Origin of the sequence: Bradyrhizobium sp. AUGA SZCCT0158 (assembly GCF_018130065.1) — a bacterium.
Lineage (GTDB): Bacteria > Pseudomonadota > Alphaproteobacteria > Rhizobiales > Xanthobacteraceae > Bradyrhizobium.
This window is the reverse complement of the sequence record NZ_JAFCME010000024.1, coordinates 56522-78444: the sequence shown is the minus strand read 5'-3', so window position 1 is coordinate 78444 and position 21923 is coordinate 56522. Positions and strand designations below refer to the sequence as shown.

Below are 21923 nucleotides of genomic sequence, written 5' to 3'. Positions count from 1 at the left end.
GTTTGCATGGAAATCAAATTGGCGGACGCGCGACATGCGACAATGTCGGATACGGCGCGCATCGCGGAATGGTCCGTCAGGATTTCCCTGCAATGTTCTAGGCGGGAACGGCGTCGCGGGTCGCGATGGTTTCTCCGCCGCGATAGATCGCGAGCGCTGCGATGATGCCGAGCGCCGCGGCGCACATCAGCCAGTAGGCGGGGGATGCCTTGTCGCCGGTGCGACCGATCAGCCAGGTCGATGCAAATGGCGTAAACGTCCCGAACAGGCCCGCGGCGAGCGCAAAGGCCAGCGAGAAACAGGTGGTTCGGACATGCGCCGGCACCACCTCGACCAGCGCGCCCAGCATGGTGCCGCTGTAAACGCCGAAGTAGAACGAGAACATCATTTCGACGGCCAGCATCTTGCCGAAGGTGGGCGCCGCGATCAGCCAGTGCAGTGCCGGATAGGCGGTCAGCAGGGCCAGACATGCAATCGCCAGCAACACCGGCTTGCGCCCGATCCGGTCGGACAGCGCGCCGCCGACCGGATTCCAGATGAAATTGGTGACGGCCACCAAGAGGGTGACGAGGAGGGCGTCCGGCGTCGACAGCTTCAGCACCGTCTTGCCGAAGGTCGGCGTGTAGACGGTGACGAAGTAGAAGGTCGTCGTGGTCAACACCGCCATCATCATGCCGAGAACGACGATGCGCCAGTTTGCCACCGCCGACGCGAACACCTCCGATGCGGTCGGATGCTTCTTCATGGCCAGGAAGGCGGGCGTCTCTTCGAGCGTTCGCCGCAGCACGAAAATGAAGGGAATGATGAGGCAGCCGATGAAGAATGGAATGCGCCAGCCCCACGCCGCAACCGTTTCGGCCGGCATCACCTCGCTCAGCACATAGCCGAGGATCGCGGCAACAAAAATCGCGACCTGCTGGCTGGAAGATTGAAACGAGGTGTAGAAGCCCCGGTTGCCGGGGGTGGCAATCTCCGCCAGATAGACCGAGACGCCGCCGAGTTCGACGCCGGCGGAAAATCCCTGCAGCAGCCGGCCAAGCAGCACGATGATTGGAGCGGCGATGCCGATCGTCTCATACCCCGGACAGAAGGCGATCACGACCGTCCCGATCGCCATGATCGCGAGCGTCACGATCAAACCCTGACGCCGGCCGATGCGGTCGATATAGGCGCCGAGCACGATGGCACCGACCGGGCGCATCAGCGCGCCGAGCCAGAACACGCCGAAAGCATTGAGCAGCGCCGCCGTTTCGTTCTGGGCAGGAAAGAACGCCTTCGCGATGGCGCTGGCGTAAAATCCGAACAGGAAGAAATCGAATTGCTCGAGGAAATTGCCGCTGGTCGCACGCAGGATGGCGCCGATACGCGATTTGATTTGCGGTATTTCCGAACCACTTGCCTGCGCCATGACGCCGTCCTCCCGCTACCCTTGCCGCCGGCGCAAAAAGTCTCGTTCACCGAGACAGTTAGCCTGCTTGGTGCGACAATTTGGCACAGTTGGGCGTGGCGGCAACCCGCAAAAGGTGGAGGGTGCCCTGAGAACGCGGAATGTCGGTCTCTCAGGGCTTGTTCTGTACCGAGGCAACCAGCCATTGCCGGAACGCCGAGAGTTTCGGCGGGTCGGTTCGTCCCGCGGGCGAGACCAGATAGAATCCGGCGTCGGTCGGCAGCGTGATCTTGAAGGGCACGACGAGGCGCCCCTTGGCGATGTCGTCCTCGACATAGGCCGAGCGGCCCATCGCGACGCCGAGGCCGTCGATCGCGGCCTGCACCGTCATGAAGATGAGATCGAAGGTCACGCCCGGCTGTTTGGAAAAGTCCGCCGGCAGGCCGGCCGCTGTCAGCCACAGCCGCCAGTCGTCGCTGTTGAAGTTGCTGGTGTGCAGCAGCACGTGGTCGCGGAGGTCTTCGGGGCATTTCAGCGGCTTGCTGCCCTTCAAGAGATTTGGGCTGCACACCGGAAACAGCTCGTCCGCCATCAGCCAGTCGGCGCGCAACCCCGCCCACTGGCCGCGGCCATAGCGGATCGCGGCATCGACATTGTCGCGCTGGAAGTCGACCAGATTGGTCGAGGTGGTGATGCGCACGTCGATCCCGGGATGGGCTTCCTGGAACGCGGCAAGGCGCGGCAGCAGCCATTTGGCGGCAAGCGAGGCCAGCGTCGAGACCGTCAGCACTTGGTCGTCGTCCTTTCGCAGCAGCCGATCGGTGGCGAGCCGCAGGTCGTTGAAGGCGGCGCGGATGCCGGGCAGGTAATCGACCGCCTGCGGCGTCAGCGTCAGCGCCCGGTTCTGGCGCACGAACAGGCGGACGCCGAGCTCTTCTTCCAGCCGCTTGATCTGATGGCTGATCGCGGTCTGCGTGACGTTCAGCTCGGCCGCGGCCTGCGTGAAGCTCAGATGCCGGGCGGCAGCCTCGAAGGCGCGCAACCCATTCAGCGACGGCAGCCTGGCGGTCATTTCCAGCACTTCCCCAATATATGAGTTTTTATCATCCGAAACGGTACAAAGTGTCGTTTGTGAAAGGCCTCTGGAGCGCAGATATTAGCGACAACAGATTAGAGATAGGAGCTTCAAATGTCTACTTTCACGCATGAATCGATGATAAATCATCATGGACAGAGCCTTTTCAGCCAGGTCGCCGAACTCTTCCATGTCTGGCGGCAGCGCTCGGCGGCTCGCCGGGAACTGGCCAACTGGTCGGACCGGGAACTCCACGACATCGGCGTCTCCCACGGCGATGCCATCTACGAAGCCTCGAAACCATTCTGGCGGGCCTAAAGGCAGCCAGGCCGGCGTCGCCTCATCAGGGGGACGCCGGCCATTCTTTCGGGAGCAATGGGAGCGTGCGATGACGACGATGCGTTTCGACGATCTCAGGCAATATTCGGACGTGCTGCGCGCGCGCAGCGGCGAGGCGCTGAGCGTGCGTTTCGTCGAGCCGCGCGATGCCGAGGCATTGCAAAGCTATTTCCGCGCGCTGACTATCCGCTCCCGCTACAACCGCTTCCTCGGCGCCATCAGCGAACTGCCGCCGTCGGTGCTCGAGGATTTCATCCATATCGGCGAGGCCGACCGCTTCAGCGTGGTCGCGACCATGCTGGTCGACGGCCATGAGATCATCGTCGGCGAAGCCCGCTACGCGTTCGAGAACGGCAGCATCGAATTCGGCCTGTCGGTCGACGACCGCTGGCAGGGCCATGGCATCGGCAAGGCGCTGTTGAAAAATCTCGAATGCCGCGCCGCCTCGTTCGGCGCTGACAGTCTGTTCGGCGACACCCTGCGTTCCAACGAGGCCATGATCGGCCTCGCCCGCAAATCCGGCTACGACTTCATGCCGACCCCCGGCGATTGGAAACTGGTGCGCTTCGCAAAGAATATCGACGTCGAACCGCAAGACATCCCCTGTGCAAGCTGGCGGCTCGCCGCCCTCTCCCGCCAGGCCACTATGTCCTCGGTTGCGGTTTGACGAAACTAGGCCCGGTTCTGGCTGACCAGAACCGGGCTATTTTTATGCCTCGGCTTCCGCCGCATTCACGCAGCCTCCTCACTCCAGTCGGTCGACGTCGAAACCTCGCGCCCGGCCGCGAGCTCCTTCGATTGAAAACCGCGCCAGCCCCGTTTAGCCTAGCCCCACCGAGCGGAGAGCGGCGTATGTCAGTCGATGCTGAATTCGTGCGGAAAATCTTTGCCGGCCTCGAACACGGCGACGGCGCAGCATTCTTTGGCCATGTCACCGACGATGTCGACTGGATCGTGATGGGCACGCATCCGCTCGCCGGCCACTACACATCAAAGGCCGATTTCATCGCCGGGACCTTTGCGAAACTCGGCAAGGTGTTGCCCAATGGCGCGCAATTGCACGTCGACAATCTGATCGTGAATGACGATGTCGCGATTGTGGAGTTGCATTCGGAAGCGACCGCCAGGAACGGTTTTCGCTTCGACAACCACTATTGCTGGGTCTGCTTATTTCAAGAACGACAGAATCGTGCGCGTGCGCGCCTACCTGGATTCGGTGATGGTGGCGCGGCTGTTTGACGAAAACCCGATAAGTTAGCCCCTTAACCGCCCCTGAACACCGGCTTGCGCTTCTCGATGAAGGCCTGCACCGCTTCCTTGTGATCCGCCGTCACCTGGGTGCGGATCATGCGTTCGGCTTCATGATCGCGCGCGGTGGCGAAATCGAACATCAGGGCTTCGTCGAGATTGTCCTTCATATAGCGGATCGCGATCGTCGGACCTTCCGCGATCGATTTGGCGAGTGCAAAGGCTTCGGCCTGCAGCCTGTCGTCCGGCACCACGCGGTTGACGAGGCCGATCGTTTCGCACCTGGCGGCATCGACGCGCTCGCAGGTGAACATCAACTCGCGGGCGCGCGAGGTGCCGACGAGGCGCGTCAGCAGCCAGGCGATGCCATAATCGCCGCTCAGCCCAACCTTGAGATAGCCGGTGGACAGGAACGCCGATTGCGCGGCGATACGGATGTCGCAGGCCATCGCCAGCGCAAGCCCGGCGCCGACCGCGGGGCCGGGCAAGGCCGCAATGGTCGGTTTGCGCACCGAGACCAGGGCGCCGGTCAGCAGGCGCTGCCGTTCCTGCAGATCGGCGACCCGCTCGTCATGCGACATCTCGAGCTTCTTTTTGTCGCGGTTGGCGCCCATGCCCTTGACGTTGCCGCCGGCGCAGAACGCCGTGCCGGCGCCGGTGAGCAGCAGCGCGCCGACTTCGGGATTCTCGCCGCAGGTCTTGATCATGTTGCGCAGCGCCGGCGTCAGATGATCCGACATCGCGTTGCGCGCCTCGGGGCGGTTCAGCGTGATGATGGCGACGCGGTCGCGGATCACGCACAGCAATTCATTGGTGCCGGTGTCGACGGTGGTTTCAGTGGCCATGATTCCCCCAGTTATTGTTCTTCGTAGGGTGGGCAAAGCGAAGCGTGCCCACCATTGACGCTCATTCCGGCGATAGATGGTGGGCACGGCGCAAGCGCGCCTTTGCCCACCCTACGCATTCCCTAAAACTTCTCCACCCACGGCCGCAATTCCAGCTCCCAGGTCCAGGCGCTGCGCGGCTGTTGCAGCACGTTCCAGTAACTCAACGCAATGGCGTCAGGGTCGAGCATCGAATCAGGCCGATCGGCGGGCTCGGCGCGCGCGGCGCTGCGGATGCCGCCGTCGATGACGAAATGCGCGACGTGAATGCCCTGCGGCGACAATTCGCGTGCCATGCTCTGGGCAAGGCCGCGCAAAGCGAACTTGCCCATCGCGAACGGCGCCGATTGCGGATAGCCCTTGACGCTGGCGGAGGCGCCGGTGAACAGGATTGCGCCGTGTTTGTTCGGCAGCATGCGCGTCACCGCCTGCTGCGCCACGAGAAAACCACCGAAGGCGCTGACCGCGATCGCGTTGGCGACGTCGGCCGGTACCAGCTCGGTAAAGGGGCCGCGTGCCCGGCCGCTGGCGTTATAGACGACGAGATCGGGTGCTGCGATCTCGCGCTCGACCTGGCCGAACAACCGCTCGACGTCGTCGGCATTGGTGGCGTCGCAGGCATAGGCCCGGGCGCCGGTTTCGGTGCAGAGCGCACCAAGCTTTTCGATTTTGCGGGCAGCCAGCGCGACGCGGATTTTCTCCCTGGCGAACAATCGCGCCAGCGATGCGCTCAGTCCTTCGCCGGCGCCGACGATCAGGGCGGTCTTGTAGGTTGGCGGGGTCGGCATGGCGGCTCTCCAGAAATGACCGGGAGCAGGTATTTAGGAGCGTAATGCCGCCAGACAACCCGTCAGGTCATGGCGAGGCTGATACCCGTCCGCCATGGGGTGCCCCTCCAATTATGCTTGTTGACGGCTTGATCGCCGGCGTTATCGGTAGATGATCAATATCGGGCGGAACGAACAAGAGATAAATATGCAGCAGCCTCTCACGCACGATCGCAGCACGGCCGCGGCCGATAAGCCGGGATTGCTTGCGCCGGACACATCCGGCATGAACTTCTACCGGGCCGATCCGGCGCTGACGGATCTGTTGCGGCTGCATCTGCCGGAGGCGTTGTTCCGCCACATCGAACCGCATCTCGACCGGCTTGGCGAACTCGCCGGCGGTCACCTCGACGAATGCGCACGGCTGGCTGATCGGCACACGCCGGTGCTGCATCAGCGCGACCGCTTTGGCCGCGATTCCCAGTATATCGAATATCATCCGGCCTATCGCGAGTTGGAGAAGGCCGCGTTCGGCGAGTTCGGCATTCACGCGCTGTCGATCCGCAAGGGCATCATGGGATGGCCGGACAAATATCCCGTCGTCGCCAAGCACGCCTTTACGTTCCTGTTCAATCAGGCCGAGTTTGGGTTGGGCTGCCCGATCAACGTCACCGACGGCTGCGCCAAGCTGTTGAATCATTTCGGCAGCGAGGCGCTGAAAGCAAAGTATCTCGACGGCCTGACGCAAACCGACATGAGCAAGCTGACCCAGGGCGGCCAGTTCATGACCGAGAAGGAAGGCGGTTCCGACGTCGGCACGCTGACCACGACGGCCGTGCAGGAGGGCGATCACTGGCGGCTGCATGGCGAAAAATGGTTCTGCTCCAATGCCGACGCCGAAGTGGTGATGCTGCTGGCGCGCCCGGAAGGCGCAGGGCCCGGCACGCGTGGCGTCGGCCTGTTCCTGATGCCGCGGCGGCTTGAGGATGGGTCGCAAAACCACTACCGGATCGTCCGTCTGAAGGACAAGCTCGGCACCCGCTCGATGGCTTCTGGCGAGATCAAGCTGGAGGGCGCGATTGCCTATGCCGTCGGCAAGCTCGATCGCGGCTTTGTGCAAATGGCCGAGATGGTCAATTCCTCGCGGCTTTCCAACGGCGTCAAATCCACCGCGCTGATGCGGCGCGCTTACCATGACGCGATGACGGTGGCGCGAAATCGCGTGGTGTTCGGCCAGCGCATCATCGACCTGCCGCTGGCGCGGCGGCAGCTGATGAAGATCATGCTGCCGACCGAGCAGGCGCTCTCGATGAGCTTCCTCACCGCTGACGCGCTTGATCGCGCCGAGGCCGGTAGCCAGGACGCCGCGGCGTTACTGCGCATCCTGACGCCGACGCTGAAATTCCGTGCCACCCGCGACGCCCGCAAGGTTTGCGGCGATGCCTTGGAGATGCGCGGCGGTATCGGCTACATTGAGGAATTCGCGACCGCGCGGCTGTTGCGCGATGCGCATCTCGGTTCGATCTGGGAAGGCACCGGCAACATCGTAGCGATCGACGCGCTGAAACGCGCGGTCGGCCGTCACGGCGCGGACGCAGCGCTATCAGCCGATCTGCAGGCCCGCCTCGACGACAGCGCCAATGTGCCGCAGGTCTGGCGTGATCGGCTGCGTGAACTGACTGACCGGGCCATCGGCTTTGCGCGCGAGGTCGCCAGCAAATCCGACAATGAGGGCGATGCGCGGCGTGCCACCAGCCTGCTTTATCATGTCGCCAGCGCCGTGGCCTTGGCATGGGAGGGCGGCCGCATCCATGAGATGCGCGGCGATGCGAAGCGGCTGCTGCTTTCGCGCATGGTGATCGATCACCGGGTCTCTGCGTCGGATCCGTTCCGCTTGGCGGAAAATACCACGCAGCGCGCGATCACGGCGCATCTCCTGGACGAGCGCGCGGTTGGGATGGCCGAGGTTGGCGAATTGCTCACCGCAGCGTAGGCTTCCGTCCACGCTGATATTCAAGAATAACAATCAAGGGAGTACCCGATGAAGGCCGCCGTCCTGCATGAAGTCAATCAGCCGCTCGTGATCGAGGATGTCAGCGTACCGAATCCTGGTCCGCGCGAAGTCTTGATCCGCACGCGCGTCGCCGGCCTCTGTCACTCTGATTTGCATTTCATGGAAGGGCTTTATCCGCATCCGCTGCCCGCGGTGCTCGGTCATGAATCGGCCGGCGTGGTGGAAAAGGTCGGCTCCGACGTCACCTATGTGAAACCCGGCGATCACGTCGTGACCTGCCTGTCGGTGTTCTGCGGCACTTGCGACAATTGCACCACCGGCCGCACCGTGCTCTGCACCGACACGACGGTAAAAATGCTGCCGGGCGTGTCCAACCGGCTGTCCTGGGCGCGCTCGGAGAAACTCAACCAGTTCCTCAATCTGTCTTCGTTCGCCGAGCAGATGCTGGTGCACGAAAACGCCATCGTCAAAATCCGCAACGACATGCCGCTCGAACTGGCCGCGCTGATCGGCTGCGGTGTCATCACCGGTTACGGCGCGGTCGTGAACACGGCCAAAGTCACCGCTGGCGAAACGGTCGCGGTGATCGGCTGCGGCGGCGTCGGCATGGCCGCGATTAACGGCGCTGCGATCGCCGGCGCCGGCCGCATCATCGCCATCGACACCAATCCGGCGAAGCTGCAGCTGGCGACCAAGCTCGGCGCCACCGACATCGTCGATCCCCGCAATGGCGACGTCGTGCAGCAGGTACGCGAACTCACCAAGGGCGGCGTCAACCATTCCTTCGAAGTGCTGGGCCGCAAGGAGACCGCGGAGCAGTCGTTCGCGATGCTGGCCGCCGGCGGCACCGCGACCATCGTCGGCATGATCCCGTTCGGCCAGAAGATCGAGCTGCACGGCTTCGACTTCCTGCGCGAGCGCAGAATCCAGGGCTCCTCGATGGGCTCCAACCATTTCCGCGTCGACATGCCCCGCCTGGTCGAATTCTACATGCGCGGCAAGCTGCATTTGGAAGACTGGATTTCGGCCAAGCTGAAACTGAGCGAGATCAACGAGGGCTTTGCCAACATGAAGGCGGGGAAGACGGTTCGAAGCGTGATCATGTTCGATGCGTAGCATCCGTCGTCCCGGCCTTGAGCCGGGACCCATACGCCGCGGCGGACGTGGCTAAGCAAGGAAGATAACGACCAGCGTGCAAAAGCAATTGCCGCTGGTGGTTATGGGTCCCGGCTCAAGGCCGGGACGACGCCTGCGGTTTTGGCACCTACCGCGACACATGCGCTGATACGGCCAGCCATTTCCCGTTCTGCTTCGCCCAGCAATCGGTATACCGTCCTTGCGCTTCGTGCCCGTCCGCCGTCGTATAACGCGTCGCAGCGTGGATGATCGCGAAGTCGCCGAGCACGCGGATTTTGACGTCTTCGGCCCGCAGATTCCGGATCGTCACCGGAACGGCGGTCTGCTTGAGGAAGCCCGATCGGTCGACCAGCGACTTGTCGGGATTGGAGCAGTAGAAATCCGGCGCCAGAATCTGATCGAAGCGTTTGACGTCGCTGTTCTGCACCGAGTCGATATAGTCGCGGTTCAGCGTGGTGAGTTGTTCGATGTCGTTACTCATGGGGTCTCCCCTATTTCATTCCGTCATTGCGAGGAGCGAAGCGACGAAGCAATCTATGCTTCCTTTGCGGCACGATGGATTGCGTCGCTACGCTCGCAATGACGGTGTTGCCGTTGCTAGCCCTTCAATCATCCAACATCGGCGGCGGCTTGAACCCGCCGAATTCGCGCTCGATCAGCTCGGCGAGCCTCAAGGGTGTGCGGTCCTCCAGCCAGGGGCCGACGATCTGCACGCCGATCGGCAATCCATCCGGCGCGAAGCCGGTCGGGATCGCGGTGGAGGGCAGGCCGGGCAGGGTGGCGATGCCGGGCCAGGCGAGCTGATCCGGATAGACGTAATCCCTGCCGTCGATCCTGATGCGCCGTTGTTCCTGGTCGGCCGAGTGATCGTGCGGATAGGCCGGCGTCGGCATGATCGGGCAGATCACGGCGTCAAACGTCTTGAACAGCTCGCGCCATTGCGCCCGCAGACGTACGCGCCCGCCGTCGGCCATCAGCCAGTCGCGATGGCTGAGCGCGATGCCGCGCAGGCGCTCGGCGCCAAGGCTCATATCGTCCGCTGGAAGTGAGGCCGCGGCGGCTTGCGCGTCGGCATAGACCTCGGGCGCAAAGGACGCCGCGAGGAACGACAGCAGCATCCGCATATAGAGCCGGCTCGATGCGGAGAAGTCGGGCAGCAGCCGGCTTTGCCGCTCGACACTGACGCCGGCCTTGGCGAGATTGGCGGCAAGTGTTTCCAGCGTTCCGCGCACCACCTTGTCGGTCGGCATCAACGGATCGGTGTCGATCAGCAGCACGCGGAAATCCTTCAACGCGGTGTGGCGCGCCGCTGGTAGTTCCAGTCTGTAACCCTTGCCGGCGTCGAGCGGGTCGGGGCCGGCCATCACATCGAGCAGCAGCGAGAGATCGGCCGCGCCGCGAGCCATCGGTCCGATCACGGATAGATCGCGATTGGACGGCAGCGGCGGCAAGGGCGGCGGTGTGTGGCCGCGCATGGCCACGAGGTCGAAGGTCGGCTTGTGCGCATAGATGCCGCAGTGAAAGGCCGGCACGCGCAAGGAGCCGCCGATGTCGGAGCCGAGCGACAGCGCGCCGTAGCCGGCCGCGAGCGCCGCCGCCGATCCGCCGGACGAGCCGCCCGGCGTGCGGCCGAGATCGAACGGATTGTTTGTCGTGCCGTAGATGTCGTTGTAGCTCTGCCAGTCGGCGAGCCCGACCGGCACGTTGGTCTTGCCGAGGATCACGCCGCCGGCAGCCTTGACGCGGGAAATAGGCAGCGCGTCTTCGGTTGGCTTGAAGTCCTTCTGTGCCGGATTGCCCCAGGTCGTGGGCAGGCCCGCGACATTGAAGGATTCCTTCACTGTCATGGGGATGCCGAGCAGCGGCTTGCTGACGCCGCGCGCCAGTTCCGCATCGGCGGCACGCGCAGCGGCGAGGCCGCTGTCGAAATCGCGCACGCAGATCGCGTTTATCTTGGCATCGTGCCGCTCGATGCGGCCGATCGCGTCCTGCGCCAGCTCGACGGCGGAAACTTTTTTCGCAGCGAGCGCTGCCGACAGTTCGACGGCGGTCTTGAAACTCCATTGCGACTTGGCCAAGGCTTGCTCCCGGTCTGTTCTTGAGGCGGCGCGGATGATGCTCAGTTTGGCGGGGCGCCGCAAGAGCAATAGCTGTACATCGGCGGGGTGGTTCTGTTGGCAACTGGTGGCGAGCGCCCCGCTCGCGCTGTAGTCTCGATCAACACGTCTTGAATTCCCGAAGAAAAATCAAACGGCGAGGAATCCATGCCACCGACCGCGAACCGAAAGTTTCCCGCGCTGTCCACCAAGCGGCTGACGTTGCGGGCTGCGACTCCAAAGGATGTTCCAGCGGTTCGGGCGCTGATGTCGGTTCCCGATGTAACGCGTTTTTCCAACTGGCCCGATGCACCATCCACGGCGCAAGTCGAACGGTCCGTGCGCTGGATGTCCAGGCTCCACGGCTCCGGCAAGGGTTGTGGCTGGATCATCGAGATCAGCGGCACAAGGGCACTGGCCGGTGCGATCCGCTTCAACAGCATCGAGAAGAAATGGCGGTGCGGCCAGATCGGCTACGAGCTGCATCCGGACTATTGGGGCAAGGGCCTGATGACGGAGGCGGTGCGGGCCGTGGTGGCGTACGGACATCAGACGTTCAGGCTCAATCGCATCGATGCCTGGACGTTGCCCGGCAACGCCGCGTCCGACCGCGTGCTGGAAAAGTCAGGCTTTCAGTATGAAGGCACCATGCGGCAAAAAGCCTGGTTCAAGGGTGCGTTTCATGACTTTCGAATGTTCGGCCGGATCGCGGCGGATGCCGCGAATCCGAGATGAGCCGCCAACCCTAGCGCGCAGATTTGGCCTTTTCCAAAAACTGCAGCAGCAGCCGGCTGACTTCTGCTGACTGTTCCTGCTGTACCCAATGGCCGGCGCCATCGACGAGATGACAGCCGATCATGTTGGTGCAGGCTTTTGACTGCATAGCCTCGAACACGCCGGGGCGCTGGTAGGTGCCCCAATCCTGCTTGCCCGAGATGAAGGCCGAGGGCACGTCGATGGTGCGGCCCGACCAGGTCTGCAATTCAGGCAGAAACGCGCCGGACGTGCCGCAGCGATACCATTGCAAGCCGCCCTGAAAACCGGTGCGGGTATATTCGGCGCTGTAGAACGAGAGTTCGCTGTCCGGCAGCCATGTGTTCGCGGCGATGGCGGCGGCAGAGGGCATTTCCTCGGCGACGGTCGCGGCCATGTCCTTTACAAAATCCATCACATAATAGGTCGGCAGTTTGGCGATTTCGGCCGCCGTCCATGATTTCAGCGGATAGGGCGCGTTGTCTTTCCAGTCCGCGCTCTTGTGATGGTAGTAGGCGCGCAGGAAATCATGCACGCCCTGCGGCGCGTGATGCATGTTGGCGTTGGCCTCGCGCGTCGAATAGTACCACTGGTAATGTTTGCGCGGCCTCGGCAGCGCCGCCAACTCGCGATGGATGGGGTCTTCCGCGGCCGGCTTGGCCGGTGCATCCGCGGTGTTGAACGGCAGCGCCGGCGGCCCTGCGAACGGTGCGCTCATCAGCGCGACCGACCGGAACACATCCGGCCGCAGCAGCGCGCACCAGGCCGCGACCGACGAGCCGAAATCATGCCCGATCACGGCATCGACGCTTTTGTAGCCGAACGCCGACACCAGCCCGAGCGCGTCGCGCACCAGGTTGGTCAGCCGGAACGAGGCGAGATCGCCGTCGTAATTGGCATCCCACCCCGTGGTGCGGCCATAGCCGCGCTGGTCCGGCGCGATCACGTGATAGCCGGCAGTCGCCAGCTGCGGCATCACCTTGCGCCAGCTGAACGCGAGCTCGGGAAAGCCGTGCAGCAGCAGCACGCAGGGCCGGCCGCGGGTCTCAAAGCCGGCTTCGAGCACGTGCATGCGCAGCCCGTTGATACCGTCGACGTAACGCGAGCGGATGCCGGAGGGGAGCGGGATGTCGGGGAGATCAGCCATGGGTTCTCGCCTTTCTTCCCCTCTCCCCTTGTGGGAGAGGGTGGACGCGATGCGGAAGCATCGCGGACGGGTGAGGGGTCTGTCTCCGCGGATAGAGACCCCTCATCCGGCGCCATAGCCGATGCAAAGCATCGGCGTTCTTAGAACGGCGGCCGAAAGGCCGCCTATGCCACCTTCTCCCACAAGGGGAGAAGGGAAGGAAGCCTACCCCTTCGGCTTCGGCCAATACCGGTCCCGCAGATGCCGCTTCACCAGCTTGCCGGTCGGCGTGCGCGGCAGTTCGGCCTCGAAATCGATGCTCTTCGGGCATTTGATCGGCGACAAATGCTTGCGGCAGAACAGGATCAGCTCGGCCTCGAGCTCCTTGCCGGCTTTGGCCATGTCATGCGGCTGCACCACCGCTTTGACCTCTTCGCCCATTTCCTCGTTCGGCACGCCGAACACCGCGACGTCGGCCACACCGGGATGGGTGATCAGCACGTCCTCGGTCTCCTGCGGGTAGATGTTCACGCCGCCTGAAATGATCATGTAGCTCTTGCGGTCGGTGAGGTAGAGAAAGCCCTCGTCGTCGAGATAGCCGACGTCGCCGAGCGTCGACCAGCCGCGCTCGTTGTAGGCGCGTTTCGTCTTCTCGGGATCGTTGTGATAGGCGAACACAGGCGCATCCGCAAAGTACACCGTGCCGATCTGCCCGGTGGGCGCTTCCTGGTCGTTCTCGTCCAGAATCTTGACCTTGCCAACCACGGCGCGGCCGACGGTGCCGCGATGGCTCAGCCATTGCTGCGAGTTCGATACGGTGACGCCGTTGCCCTCGGAGCCCGCGTAATACTCGATCAGGATCGGTCCCCACCATTCGATCATCTTGGCTTTCACATCGACCGGGCAGGGCGCGGCGGCGTGGATCGCGCCCTTCAACGTCGAAACGTCGTAGCGCGCGCGCACCTCCTCCGGCAGCTTCAGCATGCGCACGAACATGGTGGGCACCAGCTGCGACTGGGTGGCCTTGTATTTTTCGACCAGTTTCAAAAATTCCTCGGCGTCGAAGGACTCCATGATGATGGAGGTGCCGCCGAGGATGGTCGCCATCATGTTGAAGCGCAGCGGTGCCGCGTGATAGAGCGGTGCCGGCGACAGGTAGATGCTGTCAGCGTTCATGCCGCACATGTCGCCGCAGAGGACTTTCAGGAACTGGTTGGGCACGTCGATCCTGTTGCCCTCGAACGCCTTCTTGATGCCTTTCGGCCGTCCGGTCGTGCCCGACGAATACAGCATGTCGTAGCCGGCAACCTCGTCCGCGATTGGCGTCGTCGGTTGCGCAATCGCTTCCTTGTCCCAGGAGCGGAAACCTTCCTGGGGCTCGTCGACCATGAAGAACAGCGGTTCGCCCGGCTCGCCCTTGATCAGGCCTTGCACCTTCTCGGCGCATTTCGGCGTGGTGATGAAGACCTTGGCGCCGCAATCCTTGATGATGTAAGCGATCTCGTCTTCCGTCAGGTAGCGGCTGATCGCGGTGTAATAGAGCCCGGCGCGTTGCGCCGCCCAGCAGATCTCCATGAACGCCAGACGGTTCTCCATCAGGAACGCGATGTGGTCGCCGGCCTTCAGGCCCAGCGAGCGGAACAGATGCGCGCCCTGGTTCGAGAGTTCGTCAAGCTCGCGATAGGTGATTGCTTTTCCGGTGCCCGTCATCTGGTAGGCGATCTTGTTCGGATGCGTGCGGGCGTAGATCGACGGGTGGGTCATGGAAGAATCCTGAAACAATCACCGGTGTCGTCCCGGCCCAAATGCGCAATTGCGCATCAGGAGCCGGGACCCATTACCACCGAATTGAGTTATTGAAATCGGCTGGAGCTCCAGCCCGGCATAACCACAAAGTGCTGTGGTTATGGGTCCCGGCTCAAGGCCGGGACGACACCATTTTTATTCGCAACATCTGCAGCCAGCGGCTACAGCTTACAGCCGCTCCACGATCGTCACGTTCGCCATGCCGCCGCCTTCGCACATGGTCTGCAGGCCATAGCGCTTGCCCCGCTGCTTCAGCGCGTTGACCAGCGTGGTCATCAGCTTGGTGCCGGAGCCGCCGAGGGGGTGGCCGAGCGCGATGGCACCGCCATTGACGTTGAGCCGCTCAGGATCGGCACCCGTGGTCTTCAGCCACGCCACCGGCACGGCGGCAAAGGCCTCGTTGACCTCGAACAGGTCGATGTCGTTAACCGACATGCCGGCCTTCTCCAGCGCGCGCTTGGTGGCGTGCAAGGGCGCGTCCAGCATGATCACGGGATCGCCGCCCATCATGGTGAGGTGATGGATCCGCGCCAGCGGCTTGACGCCGAGCGATTTGAGGCCCTTTTCGTTGACGACCATCACGCCGGAGGCGCCGTCGCAGATCTGGCTGGCGCTGGCGGCGGTGTGCTTGCCGTTCTCGGCGATCAACTTGACGCCCTTGATGCCGTCGAGGCTGGCGTCGAAGCGGATGCCTTCGTCGATATGGTGGGTGTCGGTCGAGCCGTCGGCGCGGGTGATCTGCAGCGAGACGATCTCGTCCTTGAACTTGCCGGCTTGCGTCGCCGCAATCGCGCGCTGGTGGCTGTTGTAGGAATAGGTATCGAGCTCATCCTTGGACAGACCGTATTTCTCCGCCATCATTTCAGCGCCGGTGAACTGGCTGAACATGATGTTCGGGTAGAGCTTCTCGATCCCCGGGCTCTTGTAATGACCAAAGCCGTTCTTGGCCGGCAGCGAGGAGGCGAGGCCCATCGGCACCCGCGTCATCGACTCCACGCCGGCTGCGATCACGCAATCCATGGTGCCGGACATCACGGCTTGCGCAGCGAAATGCAGCGCCTGCTGCGAGGAGCCGCACTGGCGGTCGATCGAGGTGGCGGGCACGCTTTCGGGAAGCTTCGAAGCCATCACGGCGTTGCGGCCGATATTATTGGACTGTTCGCCGGCCTGCATCACGCAGCCCATGATGACGTCTTCGATCTGCGCGGGATCGACGCCGGTGCGGTCGACCAGGGAATCCAGCACCGAGGCGGCGAGATCGGCCGGATGCCAGCCTGCGAGACGTCCCCCCTTGCGGCCACCGGCGGTGCGAGCGGTGGCAACGATATAGGCCTCGGCCATGTCTGTTCTCCCTGAATTGTTGTTGGATGGCTATTGAATGATGGCCGGATTTAAGGGGCGGCCCGGGATTTAGTCAATCAATCAATTAACTCTTGAGTGCAGCCGCGGCATGCGCTTATGTGCGCCCGGATTTCCGGCAGGCAGTGATGGCATCAGGGTTGAATACCAGCATACCGACCAAACTTACGGCCGGCAAAAACTCCACCGCCGAGAAGCTGCTCGTGGCGGCAAGCGAGTTGATGATCGAGCGCGCCTCGATCGAGGTGTCGCTGTCAGACATCGCACAGAAATCCGGCGTCAACGCCGCTTTGGTGAAATATCATTTCGGCAACAAGGACGGCCTGTTGCTGGCGCTGTTGGCGCGCGATGCCGCAACCGAAATGTCGCAGCTCGAATATCTGATCAGCCAGCCGATCTCGCCGACCGCCAAACTCAAGCTGCATATCGGCGGCATCATCCGCGCCTATTACCAATTCCCGTACATGAACCGGCTGATCCACTATCTGCTGCATGAAAGCAGCACGGAAGCGGCCGACGAGGTTTCAAAATTCTTCGTCGCGCCCTTGCTGGATTTCCAGCGGCGGCTGCTCGCCGAAGGCATCAAGGCGGGCGAGTTCCGCAACATCGATCCCGTGATGTTTTACACCAGCCTGGTCGGCGCCTGCGATCACCTGTTCTTCGGCCGCCACGCGATGTCGCGCGCGACCGGCGTCGGTCCGGTGACCGACGAAGTCTGCCGCCAATACATCAAGCACATGGAAGCGCTGATCTGCGGCGGAATGTTGAATGGGCGAGTAGCGAATAGCGAATAGCGAATGGTTCATCATCCATTCGCTACTCGCCATTCGCCATTCGCCATCTAGAGAAGAAACGCACAAGGAAGGAAAGGTTGTTACCATGCAGTTACAAGACGTTGCCGTTCTCATCACCGGCGGTGGCTCCGGACTCGGTGCCGCTACCGCCCGCGCCATGGCCGCCAAGGGCGCGAAAATCGGCGTGATCGACCAGAACAAGGAAAACGCCGAAGCCGTCGCCGCCGAAGTGAAGGGCGTCGCCCTGCATGCCGACGTCACCGACGAGGAAGCGATCAAGGCTGCGATCGCCAAGGCCGAAGCCGCGCACGGCATCGCGCGCGTGCTGATGAACTGCGCCGGCATCGGCGGCTCGCAGCGTACCGTCGGCAAGGACGGCGTCTATCCGCTGGCCAAATTCGTCCGCATCATCAACGTCAACCTGATCGGCACCTTCAACGTGCTGCGCCTGTTCGCCGAACGGCTCGCCACCGCGCCCCCGATCGGTGAAGAGCGCGGCGTTGCCATCAACACCGCCAGCGTCGCGGCCTATGAAGGCCAGATTGGCCAGATCGCCTATTCGGCTTCGAAGGGCGGCGTCGTCGGCCTCACGCTGCCGGCCGCGCGCGATCTCGCCAGCCTGAAAATCCGCGTCAACACGATCGCACCGGGCCTGTTCCTGACGCCACTGCTGATGGGATTGAACGAGGAAGCGCGAAAGAGCCTCGGCGCGCAGGTGCCGCATCCGGCACGTCTTGGCGATGCTTCCGAGTACGGCAACCTCGCGGTCCACATCGTCGAGAACCCGATGCTCAACGGCGAAACCATCCGCCTCGACGGCGCCATCCGCATGGCGCCGCGGTAGTTCCTCTTCCCTTCTCCCCTTGTGGGAGAAGGTGGCGCGAAGCGCCGGATGAGGGGTTCTCTCCGCAGAGAAAGTTCTATTTGCGGAGCCAACCCTTCACCCTACTGAGCACGAGGCTAGCAACGGTGATGCCCTCTCCCACAAGGGGAGAGGGCGCAGCAACTGGCGCCGCGCTCGCGGATGCAGGAGTACAACGTGACTCAACCGCTGCTGATCGAACACCACGACGGGGTCGACCGGGTGACGCTCAATCGCCCAGATAGCCTCAACGCGCTCAACCCCGACATGATCGATGCGCTGAACGCCTATTTCGAAGGCCTGCAGCGCAACCGCACCACGCGCGTGGTCGTGCTGAAGGGTGCCGGCGAGAATTTCTGCGCCGGGCTCGATCTCAAACACGCGATGAAACGCCGCGCCGGGCAGCAGGAGCCTCCCGGCGTCACCGAGTCGCTGGATTCGCAGCGCCGGATCGCCGACATCGTGATGCTGATGCGGCGTTGCCCGCAGCCGATCATCGCGCTGGTGCAGGGCGCCGCGGCCGGCGGCGGTTTCGCGCTGGCGCTGGCGGCGGATATTCGCATCGCCACCAGATCGGCGCGGATGAACTGCGCCTTCATCAAGCTCGGCCTCGGCGGCTGCGATATCGGCACGAGTTACTTCCTGCCGCGGCTGGTTGGCGTCTCCGTGGCCTCGGAACTGATCCTGACCGGACGCTTCATTGGCGCCGAACGTGCGCTCGCCGTTGGCCTTGTCTCAGCGGTGGTCGAGGAAGGCGCGCTCGACGCGGCAGCGGAACCCTATGTCGAGGCGATGATGACGGCGTCGCCGGTGGGCCTCCGGCTCTCCAAGGAATGCCTCAACATGAGCGTCGATGCCGGCTCGATCGAAGCCGTGATCGCGATGGAAGACCGCAATCAGGTGCTGTGCAGCCGCTCGGAAGAATTCAGCGAAGGCATCAGGGCCTTCCTTGAAAAGCGAAAGCCTGTCTATATCAAACGCTAGAATAAGATCCGCAAAGGATAGAATTCCGGGAGACGCAATAATGAGTGGGAATGCCGCCGCGGTGCTCACAAAACCCGGCTTTCGCAAGATCGAATGGCTGCCGCGCGACATCGACGTCGAGCGCCGTCCGGATGGCGTCATCGTTCTGAAGTCGCGCATTCCGCTGCAGTCTTACCAGAAGCACATTCCGGCCTCGCTGGCGAAATGGGCAAAGCAAGCGCCCGATCGCATCTGGCTGGCGCAACGCGGCGGCGCGGAACGGCAATGGCGGAAAGTTTCCTACGGCGAAGCCAAGCGCACCGTCGATGGGCTGACGCAGGGCCTGCTCAACCTCGGCGTTGCAGATGGCCGCCCCGTCACCATTCTGTCAGGTAATTCGATCGAGCACGCGCTGATGACGCAGGCCGCGATGCAGGCGCGCCTGCCGGCGGCGCCGGTTTCGCCCGCCTATTCGCTGATGAGCCAGGATCACCTCAAGCTCAAATATCTCTTCAACCTGATCAAGCCTGCGGTCGTGATGGTGCAGGACGGTCCGACCTTCGAGAAGGCGCTTAGAGCTATCGACCTCACCGGCGTCACCGTCGTGCATGTGCTGCGTCCCTGCGAGGGCATCAAGAGCGTCTCCTATGCCGATCTTGCGGCGACGCCGGTGACGAAGGCAGTGGAAGAGTCGATCGCACAAATCACGCCGAATACGATTGGAAAACTGCTGTTCACCTCGGGCTCGACCGGCATGCCCAAGGCCGTCATCAACACCCAGGAGATGATGTGCGCCAATGCGGCGATGATGATGCAGGTGCGGCCGCGCGATCCGAACGGGCCGATCGCGACCATGCTGGACTGGATGCCGTGGAATCACACCATGGGCGGCAACGCCGCATTCCATCCGATCCTGGTCGATGGCGGCACGCTCTATATCGACGACGGAAGGCCGATGCCGGGCCAGTTCGAGGAGACGCTTCGCAATCTGCACGAGGTGTCGCCGACCTATTACGCCAACGTGCCTGCGGGGTATGCGGCGCTGGCGGCGGCGATGGAAAAGGATGACGCGCTGTGCCGCAGCTTCTTCAAGAATCTGACCGTCATGGCCTATGGCGGCGCGCGGCTGCCCGACGATCTCTATGACCGCATGCAGGCGCTGGCGGTGAAGACATCAGGCGAGCGCATCGTGTTCTATACCGGCTGGGGCTCGACCGAGACCGCGCCGACCTCCACCGGCACCTATTGGGACACCGAGCGCGTCGGCTTGATCGGGCTGCCGTTCCCCGGCGTCGAGCTGAAAATGGTGCCATGCGGCTCGAAATATGAGTTGCGGCTGCGCGGCATCAACGTCACCCCCGGCTATTTCGGCCAGCCCGATCTGACGAAGAAGATGTTCGACGAGGAAGGCTTTTACTGCATCGGCGATGCTGGTGTGTTCGTCGATGACAACGATCCGCTGCAGGGCATCATCTTCGCCGGCCGCGTGGTCGAGGACTTCAAGCTCACCACCGGCACTTTTGTTCACGTCGGCTCGCTACGGACCGACGCCATCGCCGCCGCGACCCCTGCGGTGCATGACGCGCTGGTCGCGGGACAGGACCGCGAATTCATCGGGCTGCTGGCCTGGCCCAATTTGCACGCCTGCCGGCAACTCGTCGGCAATCCCGACGCGACGTTTGAAGATGTGGTTGGGCATCCCGAGGTGATCGCTTGCGTCAAGCACGGGCTGGAAGCGCACAACGCGTCCTGCACCGGCAGCAGCATGCGGATCGCCCGCGCCATGCTGATGGCGGAGCCGCCCTCCATCGACGGCAACGAACTCACCGACAAGGGCTACATCAACCAGCGCGCCGGCTTAGAGCGCCGCGCCGCGCTGGTGGAGAGGCTTTATGCCGACAAGCCGGGAGACGACGTGATCATTTTGAACTGATCGTAGGATGGGTAGAGCGCAGCGAAACCCATCATCCGAACCAAGACCATTGATGGGTATCGCTTCGCTCCACCCATCCTACAGAGCCATCATCAACCCGGGTAACACGCCATGAATTTCGATTTCTCCGACGAACAAAAGCAGATGCGCGACGCGGCGAGAAAATTCCTCGCCGAGAAGTGCCCGCCGAAAGCGGTGCGTGAGGTGCTGGACGGCAAGGCGACCTACGACAAGGCCTTGTGGAAGGGCCTCGCCGAGATGGGCTTTCTCGGTGTCGCGATCCCCGAAGAGTTCGGCGGCGCCGGCGCCGGTCATCTCGAACTCTGCGTGATCGCCGAGGAAATGGGCCGTGCGCTGGCACCGGTGCCGTTCTCCTCGACGGTGTACCTCGCCGCCGAAGCGTTGCTGCTCGCGGGCAGCGACGCGCAGAAGCAGAAATGGCTGCCGAAGATCGCCTCCGGTGACGCGATCGGCACGCTGGCGCTGTTCGAAGGCAAGGGCAACCCGTCGCCGCAAGCGATCAAGTTGTCGGCCGCCGGAGGTACGCTGAATGGCGTCAAGAAGCCGGTGCCGGATGGCGCCATCGCCGATTTCGCCGTGGTTGCCGCGCGCACGGGATCGACCGGCCGCGATGCCGATATCTCGCTGTTCCTGGTCGACCTCAAGGCCGGCGGCGTCGAGGTCAGATCGCTGACCAATATCGATCCGACCCACGGCCAGGCCGAACTGACCTTCAAGAACTGCAAGGCCGAGCCGCTCGGCGCCGCCGGTGAAGGCTGGGGCATTCTCACGCAGGTGCTCGACCGCGCCGCGGTCCTGATGGCGTTCGAGCAGGTCGGCGGTTCCGACCGCGCGCTGGAAATGGGCCGCGACTACGCGCTCGATCGTATCGCCTTCGGCCGGCCGATCGGCTCGTTCCAGGCGGTCAAGCACATCCTCGCCGACATGTATGTCTCGGCGACGCTGGCGCGTTCGAATTGTTATTACGGCGCCTGGGCGCTCTCGACCAACGCCTCGGAATTGCCGGAAGCGGCCGCCGCTGCCCGCATCAGCGCGACGCAGGCGTTCCAGCACTGCTCCAAGAACAACATCCAGGTCCATGGCGGCATGGGTTTCACCTGGGAGTTCGACTGCCACATGTACTACCGCCGCGCCAACGCGACCGCAGTGACGCTCGGCAGTCTGTCCTATTGGGAAGACCAGCTGATCGACCGCATGCGCAAGAAGAACGCGGCTTAAATGTCGTCCCGGCCTAGTGCGCAATTGCGCACGGGGGCCGGGACCCATACGCCGGGAACGTTCGATGAGGCAATGCCGCCAGACGCCAGCAGAACATTAGGCATCGGTGGCTATGGGTCCCGGCCTTCGCCGGGACGACGA

At 63.2% G+C, this 21923-nt stretch carries 20 protein-coding genes; 11 read left to right on the top strand and 9 right to left on the bottom strand.

The window, feature by feature from the left end; translation table 11 throughout:
• Positions 1-97: 97 nt before the first annotated feature.
• A complete protein-coding gene (locus JQ574_RS27725) occupies positions 98-1408 on the bottom strand; it encodes an MFS transporter (RefSeq protein ID WP_212206047.1) in 1311 nt (436 codons plus the stop codon).
• 151 nt (positions 1409-1559) lie between these two features.
• A complete protein-coding gene (locus JQ574_RS27720) occupies positions 1560-2459 on the bottom strand; it encodes a transcriptional regulator GcvA (protein WP_212206049.1) in 900 nt (299 codons plus the stop codon).
• 117 nt (positions 2460-2576) lie between these two features.
• Between JQ574_RS27720 and JQ574_RS27715 the strand changes: the two genes are divergently transcribed.
• The 3 genes from JQ574_RS27715 (at position 2577) to JQ574_RS27705 (ending at position 4040) form a co-directional block, all read left to right on the top strand.
• Positions 2577-2780: a DUF1127 domain-containing protein gene (locus tag JQ574_RS27715; protein ID WP_212206051.1), complete on the top strand. Its 204-nt coding sequence runs from the start codon at positions 2577-2579 to the stop codon at positions 2778-2780.
• 70 nt (positions 2781-2850) lie between these two features.
• A complete protein-coding gene (locus JQ574_RS27710; protein WP_212206053.1) occupies positions 2851-3468 on the top strand; it encodes a GNAT family N-acetyltransferase in 618 nt (205 codons plus the stop codon).
• 185 nt (positions 3469-3653) lie between these two features.
• Complete coding sequence (locus JQ574_RS27705; RefSeq protein ID WP_249119631.1) at positions 3654-4040, top strand: nuclear transport factor 2 family protein; 387 nt, start codon at positions 3654-3656, stop codon at positions 4038-4040.
• Between the two features lie 23 nt (positions 4041-4063).
• Here the strand turns inward: JQ574_RS27705 and JQ574_RS27700 are convergent, their stop codons facing one another.
• Positions 4064-4894 carry an enoyl-CoA hydratase gene (locus JQ574_RS27700; protein ID WP_212206057.1) on the bottom strand — a complete coding sequence of 277 codons (831 nt, stop codon included), beginning with the start codon at positions 4892-4894 and terminating at the stop codon, positions 4064-4066.
• 122 nt (positions 4895-5016) lie between these two features.
• A complete protein-coding gene (locus JQ574_RS27695) occupies positions 5017-5721 on the bottom strand; it encodes an SDR family NAD(P)-dependent oxidoreductase (RefSeq protein ID WP_212206065.1) in 705 nt (234 codons plus the stop codon).
• Between the two features lie 187 nt (positions 5722-5908).
• Between JQ574_RS27695 and JQ574_RS27690 the strand changes: the two genes are divergently transcribed.
• Both JQ574_RS27690 and JQ574_RS27685 read left to right on the top strand, forming a co-directional pair.
• Positions 5909-7693 carry an acyl-CoA dehydrogenase family protein gene (locus JQ574_RS27690; protein WP_212206067.1) on the top strand — a complete coding sequence of 595 codons (1785 nt, stop codon included), beginning with the start codon at positions 5909-5911 and terminating at the stop codon, positions 7691-7693.
• Positions 7694-7741: 48 nt separating this feature from the next.
• Positions 7742-8830 carry a Zn-dependent alcohol dehydrogenase gene (locus JQ574_RS27685; protein WP_192737061.1) on the top strand — a complete coding sequence of 363 codons (1089 nt, stop codon included), beginning with the start codon at positions 7742-7744 and terminating at the stop codon, positions 8828-8830.
• Between the two features lie 148 nt (positions 8831-8978).
• Here JQ574_RS27685 and JQ574_RS27680 read toward each other — a convergent pair whose 3' ends face one another.
• Complete coding sequence (locus tag JQ574_RS27680; RefSeq protein ID WP_212206069.1) at positions 8979-9332, bottom strand: nuclear transport factor 2 family protein; 354 nt, start codon at positions 9330-9332, stop codon at positions 8979-8981.
• Between the two features lie 124 nt (positions 9333-9456).
• Positions 9457-10929 (bottom strand): amidase, encoded by a 1473-nt coding sequence (locus tag JQ574_RS27675; RefSeq protein WP_212206071.1) that lies wholly within the window; start codon positions 10927-10929, stop codon positions 9457-9459.
• 186 nt (positions 10930-11115) lie between these two features.
• Between JQ574_RS27675 and JQ574_RS27670 the strand changes: the two genes are divergently transcribed.
• Positions 11116-11682 (top strand): GNAT family N-acetyltransferase, encoded by a 567-nt coding sequence (locus JQ574_RS27670; protein WP_212384087.1) that lies wholly within the window; start codon positions 11116-11118, stop codon positions 11680-11682.
• A 10-nt stretch (positions 11683-11692) separates the two neighbouring features.
• On the opposite strand, the gene JQ574_RS27665 is transcribed toward JQ574_RS27670, so the two are convergent.
• From JQ574_RS27665 to JQ574_RS27655, 3 genes are all read right to left on the bottom strand, one after another.
• On the bottom strand, positions 11693-12847 hold the full coding sequence (locus JQ574_RS27665) for an alpha/beta hydrolase (RefSeq protein ID WP_212384086.1): 1155 nt from the start codon (positions 12845-12847) through the stop codon (positions 11693-11695).
• A gap of 204 nt (positions 12848-13051) precedes the next feature.
• A complete protein-coding gene (locus tag JQ574_RS27660; protein WP_212206077.1) occupies positions 13052-14590 on the bottom strand; it encodes an acyl-CoA synthetase in 1539 nt (512 codons plus the stop codon).
• A gap of 210 nt (positions 14591-14800) precedes the next feature.
• A complete protein-coding gene (locus JQ574_RS27655; protein ID WP_212206080.1) occupies positions 14801-15973 on the bottom strand; it encodes an acetyl-CoA C-acetyltransferase in 1173 nt (390 codons plus the stop codon).
• 146 nt (positions 15974-16119) lie between these two features.
• Between JQ574_RS27655 and JQ574_RS27650 the strand changes: the two genes are divergently transcribed.
• From JQ574_RS27650 to JQ574_RS27630, 5 genes are all read left to right on the top strand, one after another.
• A complete protein-coding gene (locus JQ574_RS27650; protein ID WP_212206088.1) occupies positions 16120-16785 on the top strand; it encodes a TetR family transcriptional regulator in 666 nt (221 codons plus the stop codon).
• Between the two features lie 85 nt (positions 16786-16870).
• Positions 16871-17629 carry an SDR family NAD(P)-dependent oxidoreductase gene (locus JQ574_RS27645; protein WP_212206090.1) on the top strand — a complete coding sequence of 253 codons (759 nt, stop codon included), beginning with the start codon at positions 16871-16873 and terminating at the stop codon, positions 17627-17629.
• A 195-nt stretch (positions 17630-17824) separates the two neighbouring features.
• Complete coding sequence (locus JQ574_RS27640; protein ID WP_212206092.1) at positions 17825-18631, top strand: enoyl-CoA hydratase/isomerase family protein; 807 nt, start codon at positions 17825-17827, stop codon at positions 18629-18631.
• 40 nt (positions 18632-18671) lie between these two features.
• Positions 18672-20543, top strand: a complete 1872-nt coding sequence (locus tag JQ574_RS27635; RefSeq protein WP_212206094.1) for an AMP-binding protein — start codon at positions 18672-18674, stop codon at positions 20541-20543.
• A gap of 111 nt (positions 20544-20654) precedes the next feature.
• Positions 20655-21782 (top strand): acyl-CoA dehydrogenase family protein, encoded by a 1128-nt coding sequence (locus tag JQ574_RS27630; protein ID WP_212206096.1) that lies wholly within the window; start codon positions 20655-20657, stop codon positions 21780-21782.
• Positions 21783-21923: the final 141 nt, after the last annotated feature.

Bases quoted from the DNA above. Each gene is read 5' to 3' on its own strand.
- JQ574_RS27695 (WP_212206065.1), bottom strand. From the start codon at position 5,721: ATGCCGACCCCGCCAACCTACAAGACCGCCCTGATCGTCGGCGCCGGC.
- JQ574_RS27635 (WP_212206094.1), top strand. From the start codon at position 18,672: ATGAGTGGGAATGCCGCCGCGGTGCTCACAAAACCCGGCTTTCGCAAG.
- JQ574_RS27655 (WP_212206080.1), bottom strand. From the start codon at position 15,973: ATGGCCGAGGCCTATATCGTTGCCACCGCTCGCACCGCCGGTGGCCGC.
- JQ574_RS27690 (WP_212206067.1), top strand. From the start codon at position 5,909: ATGCAGCAGCCTCTCACGCACGATCGCAGCACGGCCGCGGCCGATAAG.
- JQ574_RS27685 (WP_192737061.1), top strand. From the start codon at position 7,742: ATGAAGGCCGCCGTCCTGCATGAAGTCAATCAGCCGCTCGTGATCGAG.
- JQ574_RS27645 (WP_212206090.1), top strand. From the start codon at position 16,871: ATGCAGTTACAAGACGTTGCCGTTCTCATCACCGGCGGTGGCTCCGGA.
- JQ574_RS27705 (WP_249119631.1), top strand. From the start codon at position 3,654: ATGTCAGTCGATGCTGAATTCGTGCGGAAAATCTTTGCCGGCCTCGAA.
- JQ574_RS27720 (WP_212206049.1), bottom strand. From the start codon at position 2,459: ATGACCGCCAGGCTGCCGTCGCTGAATGGGTTGCGCGCCTTCGAGGCT.
- JQ574_RS27700 (WP_212206057.1), bottom strand. From the start codon at position 4,894: ATGGCCACTGAAACCACCGTCGACACCGGCACCAATGAATTGCTGTGC.
- JQ574_RS27670 (WP_212384087.1), top strand. From the start codon at position 11,116: ATGCCACCGACCGCGAACCGAAAGTTTCCCGCGCTGTCCACCAAGCGG.
- JQ574_RS27715 (WP_212206051.1), top strand. From the start codon at position 2,577: ATGTCTACTTTCACGCATGAATCGATGATAAATCATCATGGACAGAGC.
- JQ574_RS27665 (WP_212384086.1), bottom strand. From the start codon at position 12,847: ATGGCTGATCTCCCCGACATCCCGCTCCCCTCCGGCATCCGCTCGCGT.
- JQ574_RS27710 (WP_212206053.1), top strand. From the start codon at position 2,851: ATGACGACGATGCGTTTCGACGATCTCAGGCAATATTCGGACGTGCTG.
- JQ574_RS27660 (WP_212206077.1), bottom strand. From the start codon at position 14,590: ATGACCCACCCGTCGATCTACGCCCGCACGCATCCGAACAAGATCGCC.
- JQ574_RS27725 (WP_212206047.1), bottom strand. From the start codon at position 1,408: ATGGCGCAGGCAAGTGGTTCGGAAATACCGCAAATCAAATCGCGTATC.
- JQ574_RS27680 (WP_212206069.1), bottom strand. From the start codon at position 9,332: ATGAGTAACGACATCGAACAACTCACCACGCTGAACCGCGACTATATC.
- JQ574_RS27650 (WP_212206088.1), top strand. From the start codon at position 16,120: ATGGCATCAGGGTTGAATACCAGCATACCGACCAAACTTACGGCCGGC.
- JQ574_RS27630 (WP_212206096.1), top strand. From the start codon at position 20,655: ATGAATTTCGATTTCTCCGACGAACAAAAGCAGATGCGCGACGCGGCG.